14 protein-coding genes and 1 pseudogene are annotated in these 18,907 nt (G+C 70.0%); 8 read left to right on the plus strand and 7 right to left on the minus strand.

The window, feature by feature from the left end; all coding sequences use genetic code 11:
• Nucleotides 1-128: 128 nt before the first annotated feature.
• Both IPQ09_23410 and IPQ09_23415 read right to left on the minus strand, forming a co-directional pair.
• The gene (locus IPQ09_23410) at nt 129-1,493 is read right to left on the minus strand and encodes a hypothetical protein (GenBank protein MBL0197122.1); all 1,365 of its coding nucleotides are present in this window, start codon (nt 1,491-1,493) and stop codon (nt 129-131) included.
• Nucleotides 1,494-1,564: 71 nt separating this feature from the next.
• Nucleotides 1,565-3,835 carry a M3 family metallopeptidase gene (locus IPQ09_23415; GenBank protein MBL0197123.1) on the minus strand — a complete coding sequence of 757 codons (2,271 nt, stop codon included), beginning with the start codon at nt 3,833-3,835 and terminating at the stop codon, nt 1,565-1,567.
• A gap of 181 nt (nt 3,836-4,016) precedes the next feature.
• Here IPQ09_23415 and IPQ09_23420 point away from each other — a divergent pair, with 181 nt between their 5' ends.
• From IPQ09_23420 to IPQ09_23435, 4 genes are read left to right on the plus strand one after another with little or no spacing between them, the layout of a single operon-like run.
• Nucleotides 4,017-6,107 carry an SDR family NAD(P)-dependent oxidoreductase gene (locus IPQ09_23420; GenBank protein ID MBL0197124.1) on the plus strand — a complete coding sequence of 697 codons (2,091 nt, stop codon included), beginning with the start codon at nt 4,017-4,019 and terminating at the stop codon, nt 6,105-6,107.
• Nucleotides 6,104-6,340 (plus strand): SCP2 sterol-binding domain-containing protein, encoded by a 237-nt coding sequence (locus tag IPQ09_23425; GenBank protein MBL0197125.1) that lies wholly within the window; start codon nt 6,104-6,106, stop codon nt 6,338-6,340. Before IPQ09_23420 ends, IPQ09_23425 begins: the two co-directional genes overlap by 4 nt.
• Nucleotides 6,337-7,038, plus strand: coding sequence for an SCP2 sterol-binding domain-containing protein (locus IPQ09_23430; protein ID MBL0197126.1), 702 nt, complete (start codon nt 6,337-6,339; stop codon nt 7,036-7,038). The genes IPQ09_23425 and IPQ09_23430 overlap by 4 nt, the downstream gene beginning before the upstream one ends.
• 34 nt (nt 7,039-7,072) lie before the next feature.
• Nucleotides 7,073-8,251 (plus strand): lipid-transfer protein, encoded by a 1,179-nt coding sequence (locus tag IPQ09_23435; protein ID MBL0197127.1) that lies wholly within the window; start codon nt 7,073-7,075, stop codon nt 8,249-8,251.
• A gap of 1,157 nt (nt 8,252-9,408) precedes the next feature.
• Here the strand turns inward: IPQ09_23435 and IPQ09_23440 are convergent.
• Genes IPQ09_23440 through IPQ09_23450 form a run of 3 tightly spaced genes read right to left on the minus strand, consistent with a single transcriptional unit; the run spans nt 9,409 to nt 12,900 of the window.
• Nucleotides 9,409-10,227: a glycosyltransferase gene (locus tag IPQ09_23440; protein ID MBL0197128.1), complete on the minus strand. Its 819-nt coding sequence runs from the start codon at nt 10,225-10,227 to the stop codon at nt 9,409-9,411.
• A complete protein-coding gene (locus IPQ09_23445; GenBank protein MBL0197129.1) occupies nt 10,172-12,262 on the minus strand; it encodes a glycosyltransferase family 2 protein in 2,091 nt (696 codons plus the stop codon). The genes IPQ09_23440 and IPQ09_23445 overlap by 56 nt, the downstream gene beginning before the upstream one ends.
• Entirely contained in the window at nt 12,262-12,900 is a 639-nt protein-coding gene (locus IPQ09_23450) for a hypothetical protein (GenBank protein ID MBL0197130.1), read from the minus strand. The genes IPQ09_23445 and IPQ09_23450 overlap by 1 nt, the downstream gene beginning before the upstream one ends.
• A gap of 288 nt (nt 12,901-13,188) precedes the next feature.
• Between IPQ09_23450 and IPQ09_23455 the strand changes: the two are divergent.
• The 4 genes and pseudogenes from IPQ09_23455 to IPQ09_23470 all read left to right on the plus strand — a co-directional run bounded on the left by IPQ09_23455 (nt 13,189) and on the right by IPQ09_23470 (nt 16,227).
• Nucleotides 13,189-13,775: pseudogene (locus IPQ09_23455) on the plus strand (Uma2 family endonuclease).
• Between the two features lie 106 nt (nt 13,776-13,881).
• Nucleotides 13,882-14,457 (plus strand): DUF2269 family protein, encoded by a 576-nt coding sequence (locus IPQ09_23460; GenBank protein MBL0197131.1) that lies wholly within the window; start codon nt 13,882-13,884, stop codon nt 14,455-14,457.
• A gap of 349 nt (nt 14,458-14,806) precedes the next feature.
• Nucleotides 14,807-15,181 carry a hypothetical protein gene (locus tag IPQ09_23465; protein ID MBL0197132.1) on the plus strand — a complete coding sequence of 125 codons (375 nt, stop codon included), beginning with the start codon at nt 14,807-14,809 and terminating at the stop codon, nt 15,179-15,181.
• A gap of 215 nt (nt 15,182-15,396) precedes the next feature.
• Complete coding sequence (locus IPQ09_23470) at nt 15,397-16,227, plus strand: hypothetical protein (protein ID MBL0197133.1); 831 nt, start codon at nt 15,397-15,399, stop codon at nt 16,225-16,227.
• Nucleotides 16,228-16,256: 29 nt separating this feature from the next.
• Here the strand turns inward: IPQ09_23470 and IPQ09_23475 are convergent, their stop codons facing one another.
• Both IPQ09_23475 and IPQ09_23480 read right to left on the minus strand, forming a co-directional pair.
• Entirely contained in the window at nt 16,257-17,177 is a 921-nt protein-coding gene (locus IPQ09_23475) for a hypothetical protein (GenBank protein MBL0197134.1), read from the minus strand.
• 84 nt (nt 17,178-17,261) lie between these two features.
• Nucleotides 17,262-18,110: a hypothetical protein gene (locus IPQ09_23480; GenBank protein MBL0197135.1), complete on the minus strand. Its 849-nt coding sequence runs from the start codon at nt 18,108-18,110 to the stop codon at nt 17,262-17,264.
• Nucleotides 18,111-18,907 lie beyond the last annotated feature (797 nt).

An 18,907-nucleotide genomic window follows, 5' to 3' on the forward strand; every position in this document is an offset into this window, starting at 1 on the left:
ACGCGACGGGCGCGTCTCGACGGGTGCGCGTGTGCGGTCGTGAATACGGTCGTGAGATGTGTCGTGGGCGCGGACACCTTGCCCGTCGCGCACGGCTTCCCAAAGGTAAGCAACACGGCCGAGAAAATCTATGGGGGTGCGCGACGAATCTGAGCGGGGGCGCCTCGTGGGGTGAGCACCTCGTCCGGCGCAGCTCTGCCGCTTGGCGCGGGAGTGGCGCTGGAGCTCGGCGCTGCGGCCGGGGCCTGCGGGCGCTTGTGCCCTACCTCGAGCATGCGCGCGATCCCGCGGGCGAGGTCGTCGGCCGAAGCGCGTAGCCCGACGGCCAGCGTCGACCCGCTCGGCTCGATGGTGACCGAGTCGATGGCGGCGCCGAGCCCGATGAAGCGCACCCACAGCTCCTTCGACAGCGCGAACCGCTTGCGTTCGAGTAGCCGGCTCAGCACGCCGACCGAAGCCGCGTCCTCGCACGAGAGCTCGCTGCGCGCCGTGACCTGCCCGTCGCTGCCGAGCGCGACGCCCAGCCCCGCCCCCGCGACCGAGAGGACCGCCGTCATGATGGCCTGCGGCGTGTCGCGCGCGTCGCCGCCCTCGGCCTGCGCGATCTCCGCGTCGAGCTCACCCCGGAGCCGCTCGCGGAGGGCCCGCGGTAGCGCGGCCGTGACGAGCAGCGCGGGGCTCTCGAGCCGCGGCGCCGACGTGATGGCGCGCGCGAGCTTCGCGTGCAGTTCGCCGCGGTCGGAGCCCGCCGCGGCCGGGTGGTCGGCGGCCTCGATCATGGCCGCGAGCCAAGCGCCCTCGGCCACCAGCAGGAGCCCACCTTCCCGAAAGGCGAGGCTCGGGTGCGACCGCGAGCTCGCCGCCGCCTCCAGCACGTGGAAGCTCCCGAGGGTCTTCGGCGCGGCCTGCCCGCCGCGGGCCTCCGCGATGCGCTGGGCGCAGGTGCCGAGCTCGCTCTCGCTCACCGTGACCTGCGCGGCCACCCCGAACGTGCCGCGGCTCTCGCCCTCGGGCAGGGCGACCACGAGCTCCTTCACGCGCGAGAGCGGGTCGAAGCCGCACGCCCGCGCGAGCTCGTCGAGGCCGAGCTGTTGCGACGCGTCGCCCCCGCCTAGCAGGGCGGAGAACAGCGGCGAGGCCCGGAGGGCCGGCACGTCGACCCGCGCGACGAGGAAGCTCCCCTGGGGAACGGCGGTGAGCGGACCGCCGCGGGCCCCCTCACGCTTCCAGGTGAGGCCGACGAGCGTGGCCAGCGCGAGGCACATGACGAGGGCGATCGCGATGGGGTTGTCGACGAAGGCGAGGTCGCGCGGCGGCGGGGTCTGCTCGGCGGGCGCGGGGAGCGGCGGAAGCGGCGCGAGCGCGCGCTCCGGCCGCGGGGCTCGGGAAAGCTCGGCGGGTACGACCTCGGCGTTGGCCGCGTCCGCGGGCTCCGCGCGCTCGGTGCCCGAAGCCTGGCGAGGCTTCTTCTTCGCTTTCTTCTTGGCGGCCATGCGGGTCGAGGCGAGCAGATCTAGCACGCTGGGCGAGGCGCGCCCGTTCGGGCCCGCTTCGCCGATTCGCGCTACTTCTTCTTGGGCTTCTTCGCGGCAGGCGCCGGCGCCGTCGCCGGCGTCTCGGGGAAGCCTCGCTTGCGCATGAGGGCGCTGACGCCCGCGTCGCGGCCCCGGAACTGGCGGTAGGCGTCCGCGGGATCGACCGTGTTGCCGGCGGAGAACACGCTCTTGCGCAGGCGCTCGGCGACCGCCTTGTCGTAGGGACCCTTGCCTTCCTTGAAGGCCTCGAACGCGTCGGCCGTCAGCGTGTCGGACCAGAGATAGCTGTAGTATCCCGCCGAGTAGCCGTCGCCCGCGAACACGTGCGCGAACTGGGCGGTGCGGTGCCGCATCACGATCTCGGCCGGCATGCCGAGGCTCTTCAGCGTGTCGCGCTCGAACGCCGCGGCGTCAAACGGCTGGGCCCCAGCCTGGGGCGCGAGGTGGAGCTTCATGTCGACGAGCGCCGCCGACAGATACTCGACCGTGCTGAAGCCCTCGTTGAACCTTCCGGCCTTGCGAATCTTCGCGACGAGCGCCTCGGGGATGGGCGCGCGCGTCTGGTAGTGCAGCGCGAAGCGCGAGAGCACCTCCGGGGTGTCGAGCCAGTGCTCGAGCAGCTGCGAGGGGAACTCGACGTAGTCGCGCGCCACCGAGGTGCCAGAGACGCTCGGGTACGTGACGTTGCTCGACAGGCCATGCAGCGCGTGGCCGAACTCGTGAAAGAGCGTGCGCGCGTCGTCCCAGCTGATGAGGACCGGCTCGCCGGGATTGCCCTTCACGAAGTTGGCATTGTTGGAGACGATCGTGGAGACCTCGCCCTTGAAGCGCTCCTGGTTGCGATAGGCGTTCATCCAGGCGCCGGAGCGCTTGCCGGGGCGCGCGTACGGGTCGAAATACCAGAGCCCTACGTGCTTCCCGCCCGCCTTCTCTCGCACCTCGTACACGGTGACGTCGGGGTGGTAGACGGGCACGCCGGCGGCGGGGACGAGCTCGAACCCGAACAGCTCGCCGGCCACGTAAAAAAGACCCAGGCGGAGCTGGTCGAGCTGCAGATAGGGCTTAATCTCGTTCTGGTCGAGATCGTACCGAGCCTTCCGCACCTTCTCCGCGTAGTAGCGGTAGTCCCACGGGGCGATCTTCGGCCTGCCGGGCTCCTTGTCGGCGATCGCCTGCATGTCTCGCACCTCCTCGCGCACGCGGAGGACGGCCGGCTTCCACACGGCCTCCATGAGGGTCATGGCGCGCTCGGGGGTCTTGGCCATGGAGTCTTCGAGGCGCCAGTGCGCGTGCGTCGGATACCCGAGCAGCTTGGCGCGCTCGGCCCGCAGCTTCAGGATCTCGGCGATGTGCGCGTTGTTGTCGTGGGCGTCGTGGTTGTCGCCGCGCTGCACGAAGTTCTTCCACACCTTCTCGCGCAGATCGCGCCGCGAGGAGAACGTGAGGAAGGGCTGGACCGAGGAGCGCGTGTTGGTGAACGCCCACTTTCCTTTCTGGCCCTTGGCCTCCGCGGCGGCGGCGGCGCCCTTCTTCACCGAGTCGGGGAGGCCGGCGAGGTCGGCCTCGCTCTCGAGCGTCGTGACGAAGCCCTCCTCGTCGGCGAGGAGGTTCTGGCTGAACTCGGTGTACAGCGTCGCGAGCCGCGCGTTGATCTCGGCGACTCGCTTCTTCGCAGGCGCGTCGAGGCGGGCGCCCGCGCGCGCGAAGTTCGTGGTGTGGAGCCACACGAGCCGCTGCTCTTCGGCCGTGAGCTTCGCCTTCTCCGGCGAGTCGTACACCGCCTGGATGCGCTTGAAGAGGGCGGCGTTCTGCGTGAGCTCGTCCGAGAACGCCGAGAGCACCGGCGCCATCTCCCGCTCCACGGCCTGGAACGCCTTGTCGTTCATCGACGAGCTCCAGATGCCGAAGAGCGTGTTCACGTCGTTGAACGTGCGCCCCGCGTCCTCGAAGCGCGCGATGGTGTTGGCGAACGTGGGCGCGGCGGGGTCTTCGGTGATGGCCGACACGTCGCGGCGGTAGGCGTCCATCGCGGCCGTGAGCGCGGGCTTGAAGTCGGCGACGCGCACCTTGTCGAGCGGGGGCACCCCGCCGTACGGGCCAGCCCATTTCGCCGTCATCGCGAGCGGCGCGCTCGCGGGGGGCGGCGCCGAGGTCGAGGCCGTCGCGGAGGCGGGCGCGGAGGTCGACGCGGCAGGCGCGACGGGAGGCGTCCCGTTGCCGCAGGCGGCGAGGCCGCAGGCGAGGGAGGCGAGCGAGACGAGGGACGCGAGGCCAAGGAGAGCGAGAGGCGGGCGCAGCATGGCACCACACGTGCCGCGTCTCGGCGCGGGAGTCAATGCGAGCCGCGCCAGCGTGGAGGCGGCGCGGCCCTTGACGAAGCCTCGCTCCGACCAGATACTTCGCACGCTAAAGGTTTCACCCCGTACGACCCCAGCTCGCCGAGCCGCGCGCGTCGGCTCCATCCACGAAGAGGTACCTCCCATGTCCGATCTCAGGTTCGACGGCCGCGTCGCCATCGTGACCGGCGCCGGCAACGGCCTCGGCCGCTCCCACGCCCTTCTGCTCGCGTCGCGTGGCGCGAAGGTCGTGGTCAACGATCTCGGCGGCGGCCACACCGGCGGCGGCAAATCGAGCGCGGCGGCCGACAAGGTGGTCGAAGAGATCAAGGCGGCGGGCGGCGAGGCCGTGGCGAACTACGACTCCGTGGAAGACGGCGCGAACATCGTGAAGTCCGCGGTGGACGCGTTCGGGAAGGTCGACATCGTCATCAACAACGCCGGCATCCTGCGCGACGTCTCGTTCCAGAAGATGACCCAGGAGGACTGGGACCTCATCTACCGGGTCCACGTGCTCGGCGCGTACCGCGTCACCAAGGCCGCGTGGGACCTCATGCGCGATCAGGGCTTCGGCCGGGTGGTGTTCACGGCCAGCGCCGCGGGCATCTACGGCAACTTCGGCCAGGCGAACTACAGCATGGCGAAGCTCGGCATCCACGGCTTCGCGCAGACACTGGCGCTCGAGGGCAAGAAGAAGAACGTGCTCGTGAACACCATCGCGCCCATCGCGGGGTCGCGCATGACCGAGACCGTGCTCCCGAAGGACCTCATCGACGCCCTCAAGCCCGAGTACGTGACGCCCCTCGTCGCGTACCTCTGCCACGAGTCGAATGAGGAGACCGGCTCGCTCTTCGAGGTGGGCGGCGGCTTCATGGGCAAGCTCCGCTGGGAGCGCGCGGAGGGCAAGGTCTTCAAGCTCGGGCGCGACATCACCCCCGACGCCGTGAAGAAAGCCTTCTCCGACATCACGAGCTTCGAGAAGAGCTCGCACCCCACCGACATCACCTCGTCGATGCAGCCCATCCTGGGTAACCTCGGCTCGAAGAGCCTCGGGGGCAACGAGCACATCGACGTCGATCAGGCGCTGGGCTACGCCTTCCCCGAGCAGTCGTCGTCGTACGACGAGCGCGATCTCGCGCTCTACGCGCTGGGCATCGGGCACGGCAAAGACCCGAACGACGCCTCCGAGCTGCAGTACGTGTACGAGAACTACGGGAACGGCTTCGTCGCCGACCCCACGTTCGCCGTCATTCCTGCCATTCGCCTCGTGTTCGAGAACGCCAAGAAGGGCGTCAAGGCGCCCGGCATGAACTACGGCTTCGACCGCATCCTGCACGGCGAGCAGTACACAGCGGTGAAGCGCCCGCTGCCGCCGAACGCGAAGCTCACGCACAAGGCGCGCGTGAAGGACATCTTCGACAAGGGCAAGAACGCCATCGTCGTCACCGAGATCAAGAGCTTCGACGAGTCGGGCGAGGAGCTCATCCACAACGAGCTCACCACGTTCGTGCGCGGCGCGGGCGGCTGGGGCGGCGATCGCGGCCCGTCGGTCGAGAGCAACGTGCCCCCCAGCCGCGCGCCCGACGTCGTCACCGAGGAGAAGATCAGCGAGAACCAGACCCTGCTCTATCGGCTCTCGGGCGACACGAACCCGCTCCACGTCGACCCAGGGTTCGCGCAGGCGTTCGGGTTCCCGCGGCCGATCCTGCACGGACTCTGCACGTTCGGGTTCGCGGGCCGCCACGTCATCAAGGCGTTCGCCAACAACGATCCGCGCCTCTTCAAGTGCATCAAGGTGCGCTTCTCCGAGAGCGTCTTCCCCGGCGAGACGCTCGTCACCGAAATGTGGAAAGAGAGCGACCAGAAGATCCTCTTCCGCTGCAAGGTGAAGGAGCGCGACAAGGTGGTCATCACCGGCGCGGCGCTGGAGCTCTACAAGGAGATCCCCAAGGCCAAAGCGAAGGGCGCGGCGAAGGCCGAGCGCCGCAGCCGCCGCCCCGGCGGCGCAGGGCGAGCCCACGAGCGCCGAGATCGTGGAGGTCATCAAGGACCACGTGGCGAAGAACGTGAAGGAGCTCACGAGCAACGTGAACGCGAGCTACGTGTTCAACCTCACGAGCCCGGCCTCGGCGTTCAGCATCGATCTGCGCCAGGGCCAAGGCTCGGTCGCGATGGGCGCGATGGCCAAGCCCGACTGCACCCTCGAGCTCACCGACAGCGGATTTCCTCGACATGACCAGCGGCAAGGCCGATCCGCAGAAGCTCTACTTCGGCGGCAAGCTGAAGATCAGCGGCAACGTCATGGCGTCGCAGAAGCTCACCTTCCTGAAGAAGATCGATCCGGCGGCGGCCAAGGAGGTCGTGGCCAAGCTCCGCGGCGCAGGCGGGGCGCGAGCGCCACGACGAGCGCCGGCGCGCCGCCGAGCGCGGACACGGGCGCGCCGACGAGCGCCGACGGCTTCGCGGTGATCGGCGATCACGTCGCCAAGAACCCGGAGCTCGCGGCCAAGATCGGCCACGTCTTCGTGTTCGCCCTCACCGGCCCCGACAGCGCGTGGACGGTCGACCTGAAGAACGGGGAGGGCGCGGTCTCCCCCGGCGCGGTCGAGAAGGCCGACTGCACGCTCACCCTCAGCGACGCCGATTTTCTCGACATGATGAGCGGCAAGGCCGATCCGCAGAAGCTCTACTTTGGCGGCAAGCTCAAGATCACGGGCAACGTGATGGCCTCGCAGAAGCTCGAGTTCCTGAAGAAGATCGACGCCAAGGCCGCCGAAGAGGCGGTGCGGAGGGCGCGTGCGGCCGGCGCCCCGAAGGCCGCGGCGCCCGTGGCCCAGAGCGCGCGTGAGGCGGCGGCCGGCAAGGTCTTCGCGGCGCTCGCGACGCGTGTCGCGGCCACCCCCGGCCTCGTCGCCGAGGTGGGCGCGGTGCTCAAGTTCACCGTCACGTCGCCCGACGCGGTGTGGACCGTCGACCTCAAGAACGGGGCCGGCTCGGTCACCGCGGGCGCGGGCGCGGCGGACGCCACGCTCACGTTGGCCGACGAAGATCTCGAGCGGCTCGCCAAGGGCGAGGACCCGCGAGGGCTCTTCCAGCTCGGGCGCCTGCGCATCGACGGTGATGTGCAAGCCGCGAAGAAGATTGGGTTTTTGAAGCAGCTCGCGTGAGCGTGCAGGCTCCAGCCATCGAAAGGAAGAGACCATGAGCAGGCGAGTCAACGTGATCGGCGTGGGCATGACGAAGTTCCAGAAGCCCGGCGCGAGCGACGAGTACAACGTGATGGCCGCGAACGCGGCGCGCGCGGCCCTGGCCGACGCGAAGGTGAAATACGAAGACGTCGAGCAGGCCTTCGTCGGCTACGTGTACGGCGACAGCACCTGCGGGCAGCGCGCGGTGTACGACGTGGGCCTCACGGGCATCCCCGTGTTCAACGTGAACAACAACTGCTCCACGGGCTCCACCGCGCTCATGCTGGCGCGCCAGGCGATCGAGGCGGGCGCGGAGTGCGTGCTCGCGCTCGGCTTCGAGAAGATGGAGAAGGGCGCGCTCGGGTCGAAGTTCACCGACCGCACGAACCCGCTCGAGTGGCAGGCGAACCTCATGAACAAGGTGCAGGGCTTCAACCAGGCCCCGCCCGCGGCGCAGATGTTCGGCGGCGCCGGCCGCGAGTACCGGTGGAAGTACGGCACGAAGCGCGAGACCTTCGCGAAGGTGAGCGCCAAGGCCCGCCAGCACGCCGCGAACAACCCCTACGCGCTGTTCAACAACGTGCTCAGCGTGGAGGAGGTGCTCGCCTCCGAGGAGGTGTTCGACCCGCTCACGCGCTACCAGTGCTGCCCGCCCACCTGCGGCGCCGCCGCGGCCATTCTCTGCTCCGACGAGTTCGCGCGGAGAATGGGCATCACGAAGCCCGTGTACATCGCGGCGCAGGCGATGACCACCGATCGGCCCTCGAGCTTCGAGGAAGACAGCATGATCAAGATGGTCGGCTACGACATGTCGAAGGCGGCCGCGAAGAAGGTCTACGAGCAGGCGGGCCTCGGCCCGAAGGACGTGCAGGTGGTCGAGCTGCACGACTGCTTCACCGCCAACGAGATCCTCACCTACGAGGCGCTCGGCCTCTGCGGCGAGGGCGAGGCGGAGAAGTTCATCGAGGAGGGGAACAACACCTACGGCGGCACCTTCGTCACGAACCCCTCGGGCGGCCTCCTGTCGAAGGGGCACCCGCTCGGCGCCACCGGCCTCGCGCAGTGCACCGAGCTCGTGTGGCAGCTCCGCGGCACCTCCGAGAAGCGCCAGGTCGCGGGCGCGAAGGTCGCGCTGCAGCACAACCTCGGCCTCGGCGGCGCGTGCGTGGTGACCATGTATCGGAACGACTGAGCGCCTGCAGTCGTGGCCCCGGCGCGACTCCGGGGTCTGGCCGGGCGCGGACCCCGGCGCCGCAGTGAGGACTGACGGCTACGGGCGGAGTGCAGAGAGAGCGAATAATTGTCCGACGATCTGCGCGCGTGAACGTGGCAGACCCCGCGCGCAGAGCGACGGGATGTGGCCCTTCTTGATGGCCCACGCTCGGCGGCCCCGCCGGCCTGGCGCCCGAGTAGCGCGTCACCTGGTCCCCGGGCCGTCGAGCTTCGACTCGAGATCGAGGGGGCGCGGACGTGTCGGGCGCGGCGCCGCAGCCGCCGAGCTTCGCCCATTGGCTCACGACGGCCTCGGCGCCGGGGTAGCTCCCGCCGAGATCGCCGCCGCCGTACGCGATCGTTCCGTCCTTCGTGCCGTGGATCTGGAGCACGCTCACGGGCTGCGTGGGCGCGCACTGCGAAGGATCCGAGCCCATGGAGCCCGCGAGGCTCACGATGGCGGCGATCTGCTCCGAGCGCGCGCACGCCATGCGGTGCGACATGAAGCCGCCGTTCGAGTGGCCAACGAGGAAGATTCGCTTCGGGTCCACCGTGTATTTTGCCTGGATCTCCTTGATGAGATCGCTCACGTAGGCCGTGTCGTCGACGCCGGTCTTCCCGAAATCGCAGCAGGCGTAGGTGCTGTTCCAGAAGCGCTTGCCGTCCTTGTCGACCTTGCCGTCGGGGTTCACGTACAAGAAGCCGCGGGCGTCGGCCGCGGCCTTCAGGTTGAAGTAGATCTCCTGCACGAGCCCCGAGGCGCCGTACCCGTGGAGCAGCACGACCAGCGGCGCGGGCACGCCGGGCTTGTACCCTGGCGGGACGTGCACCGCGACCGGGCGGTCGCCGCCCACCGGCCCGGGCTCGGCCGCGTCGACTCCCGCGGCCGCGTCGACCCCGGGCGTGGGCGTGACGCCGGCGTCGGTGGCGGGGGCTGGCGACGACGTGGAGGAGCACGCCGGGAAGAGCAGCGCGGAGAGCGAGACCGCGGCGGCAGCCGCGAGCGCGCGAGCGCTCCGGGGCGGGAGGGGCGAAGAGAACATGCGCGGGTACTTACAACGGAATCGCGCCGCGCGCCCGTCGGCGGTTCTTGCACGCCGGTGTGGCTCCCGTGACCCACGCCCACGCCACGCGCAGCTACGAGCTCGAGCTCACCCTCCCGATCGACGCGGGCGGAGGGAGCCGAGGGCCCGCCGTGTGCTCGATGTGCACGGGTGGCCGGACCTCGGTCGGCGCGAGCTCGCGCGGTCCTCGCGCTCCCTCGGCGGCGGCGCGCGCGCGCCGCGCGACCCCTTCGGCGATGCTGGCCCCCGTGCGCCGAAACAGCTCGGAGGAGAGCCCCGTCTGCAGAGAGTGCGTGAGGGAGTCGTCGCGAATGCCGTAGTACACGTAGGCGCCGGGCAACGTGTGCAGCTCGGTCGTGCACGCCGCGCGGCACGCGAGCTCCACGTCGGCGCTGACGCGCCACGCCGTGGAGAACCCGCCGATCCGCTCGATGAGCGATCGTCGCATGAGCGCGGCCGGATGCGGAGTCACGTAGTGACCCGTGCTCCGGGCCGTGGCGGCGCCCTTCGCGGGGTGCGCGCGGTACTGCACCAACACCGCGCGTTCGTCGACCGCGCACAGATCGGCGCCGACGAGCTCGGCGCCCTCTCGCTGGGCGAAGGCGAGCTGAACCTCCAGGCGGTCCACCGCGGACCAGTCGTCGGCGTCTTGGATCATGATCCACTCGTGGTCCGTCGCGTCGATCACGGCTTGTGTGAGCGCGTACGGTCCCACGTGCTCGCGGCATTGGGTGAATGTGACCGAAGGGAACTCGCGCAAGAGCGCGTCCGGCACCGCGTCGGCGGCGTCGGCCACCACGACGATGGTGTCGGGCGCGCGCGTCTGCGTCACCAGACTATGGAGCGCGCGACCGAGCCACCGAGCACATCGGTAATACGGCACGATCGCCAAGACGCGCGCGGTGGTCGCCGCGACGACCGGCGCGTCGTGCGCGTGGTGCGCGTCGGCGCCAAGCGCCGCCTCCCACACGAGGCGCGCGCTGGGATCGAAGGCCCGCGCGAGGAGCGTGTCTGCGGTGCGGGCCTCGGCGAGGAGCGAGGCCAACAAGGCACCTTCGAGCACCACCGCGGCGCCGCGAAGCTGCGCGAAGGTCACACGGTCCTCGCGGCGAAGGGGGATGTCGGGCAGCACGCGCGCCTGCCCGAGCGTAAGCGCCGCGAAAGGGACGAGGGGGATCGGCGCATCGGAGGGGAGCACGAGCCCGAGGCGCGCGGTCGAGGAGCGCCGCGGCCTCGGCAGAGCCGAGCTCGAGCAGGCCCCGCGCGACCGCCGCGGTGGCGTACGGCTGGCTCGGCTCGGGCAGCAGCACCGGCGAGAGGTTCTGCGCCCGGGCGAGATCGAGCACCTCGCGCGCGCGCCGCCGCGCCCCGGCGAGCGTCGCCGGCAGCCCGAAGCAGAGCACCGTCGTGCTCTCCGCGTCGTAGTGGGCGACGGGACGCCCGGCCAGCGCGGAGCCGTCCAGGCTCAGCATTCCCGAGAACACGAGGAGTCGGAGGGAGCGCGCCACGGCGTCCTCGGCGTCCGCCAGGGGGCGGCCGGCGATCGTGGCGAGCTCTCGCGCGATCTGCTCCGGCGAGGTGGGCTCGGCGAGCGATGCCACCACGAACGCCGACGTGCCGTGGAAGAACACCCGCTCGCCCTCGAGCTCGAGGACGAGGCCCCCGTCGCCCTGGTCCGTGAGCTCCGCGTCGGGAGGCAGCGACAGCACGCGGGTCGATCGCGCGAGGGCGCGGCCAGCGCTCATGGCGTCGATGCGTCGGCGCAGCTCCGGATCCGCGCAGAGCTCGCGCGCGAGACTCAACCGGCCGAGGGCGACGGCGGACAGCGCGCAGAGCTTGGGGAGCTCCTGCGCGAAGAGCGAAATAGGAACGCCTCGGCGCTCGGCAGGCGGCTCTCGGAGGAGCGCCAGGCCTCCCTCGAGGACCTCTTCATGTGCGCCGCGCGAGGCGAGATGCGCGATCTCTAGCCAGCGAAGGAAGTCGTCGCGAGGGAACGCCCCCCTCGCCTCCGCGAGGAGCCCTTGGCCCTCCGCGTCCAAGGTCCCCTGTCGCGCGAGCCTGTAGGCGAGCGCGCCTCCCAGCACTCCCGATTGCACCGCCTCGTAGGGCGGCGCGTTCGACCTCCAGCTCATCACGTCGAGGCCCCCGGCCGACGCTCGAAGCTCCGCCCGAGTGAGCGCTACGGCGCGATCCCACGCGACGGCCGCCTCGTCGTGGCGGTCGAGGGCGCTCAGCGTGTTCGCGAGCTCCATGAATATGTAGGACCTATCAGGTTGTTCGACGACCGCCGCCTCGAGCATGGCTAAGTCGCGCTGCCGCTTGCGGGCCTTCGCGTCGACGCTGTAGCCGAGGTGGAGGAACCGCAGCGGGACTTGGCCAAAGCCGAGGCCCTCGGTGTGCTGGAGGCGGTACGCGTCCACCAGGGGTGTCTCGTGGAGCGCGTTGTGCCAGCGGAGGTCGTCGCGCAGCGCGAAGAGCCGAGGCTCGTCGTACGGGAGGCTGTCCTCGCGGGCGATGAAGGAGACCGTGGCGCCCACGTGCGCGCGGGGATCGAGGTTGTCGCGCCAGCGCTCCTTCGCGTCGCAGAGGGCGCTCACGCGCTCGTCTGCGTCGACGGAGAGGAAGAAGTCGAAGCGCCCAACCGACTTGGCGACGGCGAGGGCGTGGTTCCGCGCGTCGTCGAAGCGACCGTTCCACGGGAAATAGCCCACGACGGCGCCCAGAGACGCGGCGATCTCGGCGGAGCCGTCGCGGCTGCCTGTGTCCACCACGACGATGGCGTCGACGAGGGCCCGGAGCGCCATCAGGCAGTCGTGGAGGTTGTGCGCCTCGTCACGCACGATGAGCACGGCGACGACGCGGACCGCGGCCGGTGGCGAGACCGTCGCTTCGCCGGACGCCGAGGGCATCACGGGCATCACGCGCATCACCGGGAGAGGACGGGCCGCGACCGCTTGCCGACCTGCCGCACATTGGCTGCCGCGGGCCGCGGAACGACGAGCGTGCGCAGCTTGAACTCGCTGCGATCGGTGCGCTGGAACGTGGCGAAGCGCTTCGTGCCGAGATCTTTGGTGTCGGCGTCTCGCAGGACGAAGACGGCGAGCCCGGTGTCGGTCTCGATGGCCTCGACGGGCGCGGGGCCGGGGAGGGTGGGCACGAGGGTGATGGGGGCCGCCGCGCTCCCCGGGGCCGGCGCAAAGGTGATGGCCGGGACGAGCACGGCGGCGCCGCCGACCGTCCAATCCGGGGCGTTCTCCGGGGAACTCGTGGGCAGTGGGAGCGCGGAAATGGGCGGGGCGCCCTGCGTGAGGGCTGTGAACACCACCCCTCCCTTCCCCACGGAGAGCCCATACTTGTGCGCGCCCACCACCACGCGCACGGCGGTGAGCCGAGGCAGCGCCCCTAAGGGCTGTTGGCGGAGGAGACCCCCGAGGATCGAGATGTTGCTGTTGCCCACGCAGCACTCGGCGAGGGCCTTGCCGCTGAACACCACGTCGCGAGCACCGAAGAGCGTGCCGCCGACGGCGAGCTGCCGCAGAAACTTCCGTCGATCGAATGAGGTCATGGTCGCTCTCTCCGGTGCGCGCGCGAACCTCGAGTATCCGCGGGGGCGCTCGGCGGGTCAAGCCGGGTCGGGCGGCTCTCGCCATTCTCGTCCGAGGCCGCGCTGAGCCTTCCCGCGCGCCGGATTCCTGGAGGACGACCCGAAGCGCATCAGGAGCTGGAAGAAGAAGCCTCGCGCGCTGACGAGCGTCCTCGCGGCGCTCGAAGAGGACGACTGCGACGACGGAGTCCACGGTCAAGTGGCGGGGGGCGTCGTGGAGGTGCACGCCGCATGGTACGCTGGGCACTCATGAGCACTGTCGGAGCCAAGAGGACAGGAGCCACCTTGGAAGACCTCTTGGCGATGCCGGAAGAGGGGCGGTACGAGCTCGTCGGAGGTGTCGTGGTCCCCAAGGAGGCGGGATCCCAAAAGCACGGCGCCGCGCAGATCCGCCTCGCTCGGAGCCTTGGCCCCTTCGACCGCCGCCCGGGGGCCCGCCGAATCGCCCTGGAGGGTGGTGGTTTGCCACCGAGGTCCTCACACAGTTCAGCCCGACCGAGCAGCGTCGTCCGGACCTGGCCGGCTGGCGGCGCGAGCACGTCGCAGAGACGCAGGCGCAAGTGCCGATGACCGTCTTGCCCGACTGGATCTGCGAGATCCTCTCGCCAACGAACGCGAGCAACGACACCATTCAAAAGATGCGTCTCTACCATGCGACGAAAGTGCCGCACTATTGGCTCGTCGACCCGATTGGAGAGACGCTGTCGGTGTACCGATGGACGCCAGACGGCTACTTGAACGTCCTCATCGCCGACCGCGGCGAGTGTGTGCGGGCCGAGCCATTCGATGCGATCGAGCTCGCCGTGGCTGTCTCTTTCGGTGACGACGAAGCTTAGCTGCCCGCTCAGCGTTGAGTTGCTCATGTCGACGAGCACCGTGAAGTGGACTGAAACGCCACCGCCGGGCACCTCCGAGAGACTCATGTGCACTGCGAGGAACCGAGTGAAGCTCCCAACACTGTCGACCTCCGCAAAGATATCGCTCGCGTCGAACGCCGTGGCGCTCGGGCTGCTCGCGATCGCGTGGCGCGCCCCGCTGGCAGCGCCGTTCAGCTACTCGACTCACAAGGTGCTGCACGTGCTCGGCGCGTTGCTCTTGCTCGGCAACCTGGTGGCCGGCCCGGTGTGGGTGATGCTGGCGTGGTTCGAGCCGGGGAGGCCCCACCTCGCCTTCGCCACGCGCGCGCTCTCCGCCGCCGACATCTACCTCACGACGCCGGGCGTGCAGCTGGCCGCGTGGAACGGGGTCTGGCTCGCGTCGACCTTCGGTGGGGTGCGGTCGCAGCCGTGGATCGTGGAGAGCGTGGCGATGCTCGTGGTCACGTCGCTCCTGTCGGTCACGCTCGTGCTCACCTGGCAAGAGCGGCTCGTGGACGCGGCCCAACGCGGCGATGCGCGAGGGACCCGCCTGGCGATGACGCTCTGGGGTGTGTTCGGCACCCTGGTCGGCGTCCCGCTGGGCCTCATTTTCTACGAGATGGTGACCAAGCAGCCGCTCGTGCTGCCGGCGGCGCCCTGACGCGCGGGGCGCCGGCGCTCACTCGGAGGCGACCGTACTTCCCGATCGCCCCAATCCGCACCGACCGGTCGAAGCTCAGTCGCGACCCCTCGGTGATCGACTGGCGCGAGTCCGCGGTCGCCCCGGTCCTCGCTGATCGTGTTCCGTGCGCGTTGACGGACCTCCGCGCGCGTGCGACGCACAAGCCATGCGCCCGTGGTGGGTTGTCGCCGTCGTGTCCACCGTGTGCGGTTGCCGCAAGGACAGGGAAGAGAGAGGGCCCGTCCCCGCCGCGACGTCGCGCGCCCCGCCGGTGTCGCGTGAAGCGGTCGAAGCGGCTCCCGGAGCGCCCGTGCCAGCGCCACCCGTTGTGCCGTGTGAGCGCCTCGTCGCGGTCGCGCTCCCGGAGATCCGTGGCTTCACGACCGTCGCGCGCGCCGGCGCCGCGACACAGATCGAGGCCTCGACGGCCGATCACCACGGCACCACCATCGAAGAGGTCGTCCTCGGAGGCTTCATCGTGCGGTATGCGATGAGCAGCCCCACGCCGGTCGGGCAGTGGATCGAGCTCCGCGCAGCCGGGTGTGATGGCCCTAGCGTTCGCGCGCAGCCGTACTGGAACGGCGGGCCGCTCACGCTCCTTCGTCGCGGCGATGTCTTCGTGGTCGCGTGGCGGGCGGGTGGCGGTCGGGAGGATTTGCCGCTGATCGCGTTCGAGCGAGCCAATCGAGCCGACGCGCGATGACCCAGAGTCGCGGAGCGGAGGGCCGAACGAGCGCTCGCGCTTCCCGGGCTCTCTTGCGAGAGCCGAGGGGCGACGGCAACTCATGGACTGCGACGGAAGCGGGGTCCCTCGCAGCTCTCGATGGCACGGCTCCATCTGGGACCCAGGCTCGTCGAAGGGCGACGAACACACCCGTTCGAGATGGCGCCTCGACGTCGCTGCACTACACTGCTCGGGTGCGATTCCACAGGTCGATCCTCCGCTTCGCCGCCACGCTCGCCCTCGTCGGGGCCACGCTCGCCGGGAGAGAGTCTCGCGCGGCTTGCCCGGTCGGGCTCACGGTGAGCGTGGACAACGACGTGCCCGGGAGCGGCTACTCCGAGGTCAAGCCGGAGAACTGGGAGAGCCACAACGTCGACTCGTGCCGCGGCACGTACCGGTACCTGAGCCAGTACATCGGCGACCGAACACGCAAGGGCAAGGCCACTTGGCAGCCCAAGATCACCGTCGCGGGCTTCTACGAGGTGACCGCAAGCTACAGGGGCTCGGTCAACCGCACGAATGATGCAGACTACACGCTCTACGACGACAAGGCGACGGTCTCGCGCGTCACCCTCGATCAGACGGCGACCTCGGGGTGCACGCGCAAGGTCGTCGGCATGGCGTTTTGCGCGGTGGGCGGCACGTGCCGACTCACGCTCGACGGGGACGACGGAAAGAGCGACGCGGCCGACGAGACGACGTTCGTCCTCAAGGCGTGCGAGGTCCCCGACGCGGGCGCCCCGGCAGACGCGGGCGCGCCCGACGCGAGCGCGCTCGACGCGAGCCGACCCGCACCGGGCGACGCGGGGTCGGGAGACGCCGGGGTTCCCCCGAGCCCCGGCGGTCCAGCGGCTTCGCCGGAGCCAGGCGTGCCTCCCGCCGAGCCAGCCGGGCTCGCGCCGCTCGACGAGGACGCCGGGTGCAGCAGCGGCCGCGCGGGTGTGGGCGCGCGCAGCACGACGACGGGGCTCGCTCTCCTCCTGGGCGGCGCTCTCCTCGTCGGCGCGCGGCGCAGGCGCCGCTGACCGCCAAGAGGCAATCCTGGGTTAGCTAGCTAAGGTTGCGCGGTCCGCGTCCAGATGCGAACGTTCCCGTCGGTGAGGGGCGTGGTGGTGTTGTGGTTGTAGCCCGGCGTGGACAGCCATACGCGCCGGCTGTCCGCCTCTGGCCACTGCGATCTCGCCCAGGCATCGTACTTGCGGCCCCCGTCGGCCTGGTTGGCTCGGTCGACCGACTCGCGGAACGAGTAGCCGCTCCGCCACGAGCTGAGGAAAGTGGGAAAGCTCGCAGCGCTGTCCGTGTGCACACCGAGCGCGCCTGCCGCCAGCGCGAAGCCTGCCTGGTGCCAAGCCGCGTTGTGGGACCGGCCGTAGCAGGCCGCCGAGTACACGACGCGGAGCTTGCGCCGCCGCGCGACCTCGCAGTCTCGGTTCGTGGCTCCGTTCTGCGCGCACTCGCGCTTGCGGTCTTTCTCGATCTCGCCCCCGAGCGAAGCGACGTCCCGCTCGCCGTTCTCGAACCAGAGCGTCCCGGGGCTTCCGTGCAAGGAGATGATGAGGTCGATCGCCAGCACGGACGGATCCGCTTGCAGTCTCCGGAGGCCCGACACGAGCGCGCTGGTCGTCGCGTTCGCGCCGCTGAGCTCGACGATCTCGCGGTAGTGCGCCGCCAGCTCGCCGCGGACGACGGCGCTGCCGCTGTCCTCGAAGAACTTGTAGAGGAGCCGGTACTTGTCGTCCCCGAACTTCACCGTGTTGTTCAGGAAAATCACCGCGCGCCCCTGCGCCTGGACGTCGCAGTTGGACGTGCAGCTCACGGGCGGCGGCGGCGGGAGCGCCGGCACCAGCGGGGGAGGCGGCAGGAGACTCGGACGGGCCGGGGCCGGCGGCAGCTGGGGGCCCGGTGGCAGCTGGGGGCCCGGTGGCGACCTCGGGGGCCAGGCGTGTGCGCTCGAGGTCGCAGCGAGGACGAGCATCCCGCCTAATAACGCAAGCCATCCCCCCGTCAGGCGACGGCTACGGACGATGTTCTTCATGGTGCCCCTCCTTCGGTCCGATCATCAGAAACACTTGCCGCTCGAGACGGGCTTGGTGCAGCGAAGCCAGCGGATCCCGTCTCGCACCAGCACTCCGTCGACGACCGTGAAATTGTACGTGCTCCCGCTCTCGAGCTTCGCGCTCAGGTTCGGGCACGCCAGCGAGTACGAGCACGCGTAGGGCGACGCGCCCGAGGTCGAGTTGTAATACTCGTAGTCGCACTTGCCGTTCTCGTAGAACTTGATCTGTTCGAGGATGCCGCCGCTCGCCGGCTGCCACCAGGTCGCCGTGAGGGTCGCCGTGTCGAGGCAGCCGCCACCGCCGCCGCCACCACCGCCGCCGTCCGAGCCACCCCCGGGCTTCGTGAAGGTCATGGTGAACGTCCAGTCGGCGGCCTGGTCCTTCGACAGCAACGCCACGGCGTATTTCCCGGCGGCGAACTGCGCCGTGCTCGAGACGGGCTTCGCGCTGGTGTTGTCGCCGCCGAGCACGTTCAAGTTGGCGTCGTAAACGAGCACGTCGACATCGGCCGTGCCCGTCCAGTCCACCTGCGCGGCGATGCTCCCGCCCCCGGCGGGCACCTCGAACGAGAACACGTCGAAATCGCCCGTGTAGCGCGAGCCGTCGTTGCCGCCGCTGGTGAGCCTGCCCGCGATCTTCAGGCCTTTGCTCGGGTCGAGCGCGCCGAGCGCCTGCATGCCGGCGAATTCCGGCCCGTCGTTGGGCTCCTGCTCGGCGATCTCCTGGACCTGCCCAGCGGCGCCAGCCTCTCCGCCGACTCCCCCGCCGGGACCTGCGACACTGGAGCACGAAGGGACGAGCAGCAGCGCCGCGAGGGATAGAGCGGCGGGAGCGACGACGAGCCAGCGCATCGCCTCAGCATATGGCACGATCGAAACGCCTCGCCATGACATTAATCAAGTGGCGATGGCGAACAGCACTAGCTTAGCTAGAGGCGTCATCCGCGCACGATCCGGTGGCCAGGGCCCGTGGGCCCGACCTTCACTGGGCGTCACCAAGGTGGCGGACACCACACTCATCCTCGTGTCCTGCGTTGCCGTGATTATCCTTGCACGTGATGATCCCCCTGCTAGCGTGACCCGCCGTTGCTGAGCTAGTTCTTCGGGGGTCATGATCATGCAAACAATCAAGAGCCATACAATCAAGAGCCATCGCGTAGTCCGCCTCATTGTGCTGGGGTTAGCCGGAAGTGGGATTGTTGCTTCGCTCGCGGCTGGCTGTTCGGCCGCCAAGACGACCGACCCGGGCTTGGACTCGGGCTTCGACTCGGGCGAAATCGCGAATAGTTGCGCAACCGTCTTCACGCCCGACAAAGCTTGCCCGTGTGTTCCCAATGATCCGCGTCCAGACTGCGCGCCGGACACCGGACCAGGAGATGCGTCGCGCGATGGGGACTTGGACGCGTCGCGCGACGCGAGCGGCGACGCCAGCCGCGACGCGGCGGACGCCGGATGTGTACCCAACGGAAAGCCCCCCGGGGGAGACGGCCCCTGCGAATCACAAAAGGCCGTCTGTTGCGCGAAGTCGTGCATGAGCCCGGAGCTCTGCGGCCCCCCTCCCTGAAGCCCGGAGACCACCGCCTCGTCACCGCACGGTGAGCGTGGCGACGAGCACGCGGTGGTCGACGACCTCGAGCGCCTGCGGGTCG

The organism is Myxococcales bacterium (assembly GCA_016720545.1).
Lineage (GTDB): Bacteria > Myxococcota_A > Polyangia > Polyangiales > Polyangiaceae > JAAFHV01.

Bases quoted from the DNA above. Each gene is read 5' to 3' on its own strand.
- IPQ09_23410 (MBL0197122.1), bottom strand. From the start codon at position 1,493: ATGGCCGCCAAGAAGAAAGCGAAGAAGAAGCCTCGCCAGGCTTCGGGC.
- IPQ09_23420 (MBL0197124.1), top strand. From the start codon at position 4,017: ATGTCCGATCTCAGGTTCGACGGCCGCGTCGCCATCGTGACCGGCGCC.
- IPQ09_23475 (MBL0197134.1), bottom strand. From the start codon at position 17,177: ATGCTCGTCCTCGCTGCGACCTCGAGCGCACACGCCTGGCCCCCGAGG.
- IPQ09_23450 (MBL0197130.1), bottom strand. From the start codon at position 12,900: ATGACCTCATTCGATCGACGGAAGTTTCTGCGGCAGCTCGCCGTCGGC.
- IPQ09_23435 (MBL0197127.1), top strand. From the start codon at position 7,073: ATGAGCAGGCGAGTCAACGTGATCGGCGTGGGCATGACGAAGTTCCAG.
- IPQ09_23445 (MBL0197129.1), bottom strand. From the start codon at position 12,262: ATGCGCGTGATGCCCGTGATGCCCTCGGCGTCCGGCGAAGCGACGGTC.
- IPQ09_23415 (MBL0197123.1), bottom strand. From the start codon at position 3,835: ATGCTGCGCCCGCCTCTCGCTCTCCTTGGCCTCGCGTCCCTCGTCTCG.
- IPQ09_23480 (MBL0197135.1), bottom strand. From the start codon at position 18,110: ATGCGCTGGCTCGTCGTCGCTCCCGCCGCTCTATCCCTCGCGGCGCTG.
- IPQ09_23425 (MBL0197125.1), top strand. From the start codon at position 6,104: ATGACCAGCGGCAAGGCCGATCCGCAGAAGCTCTACTTCGGCGGCAAG.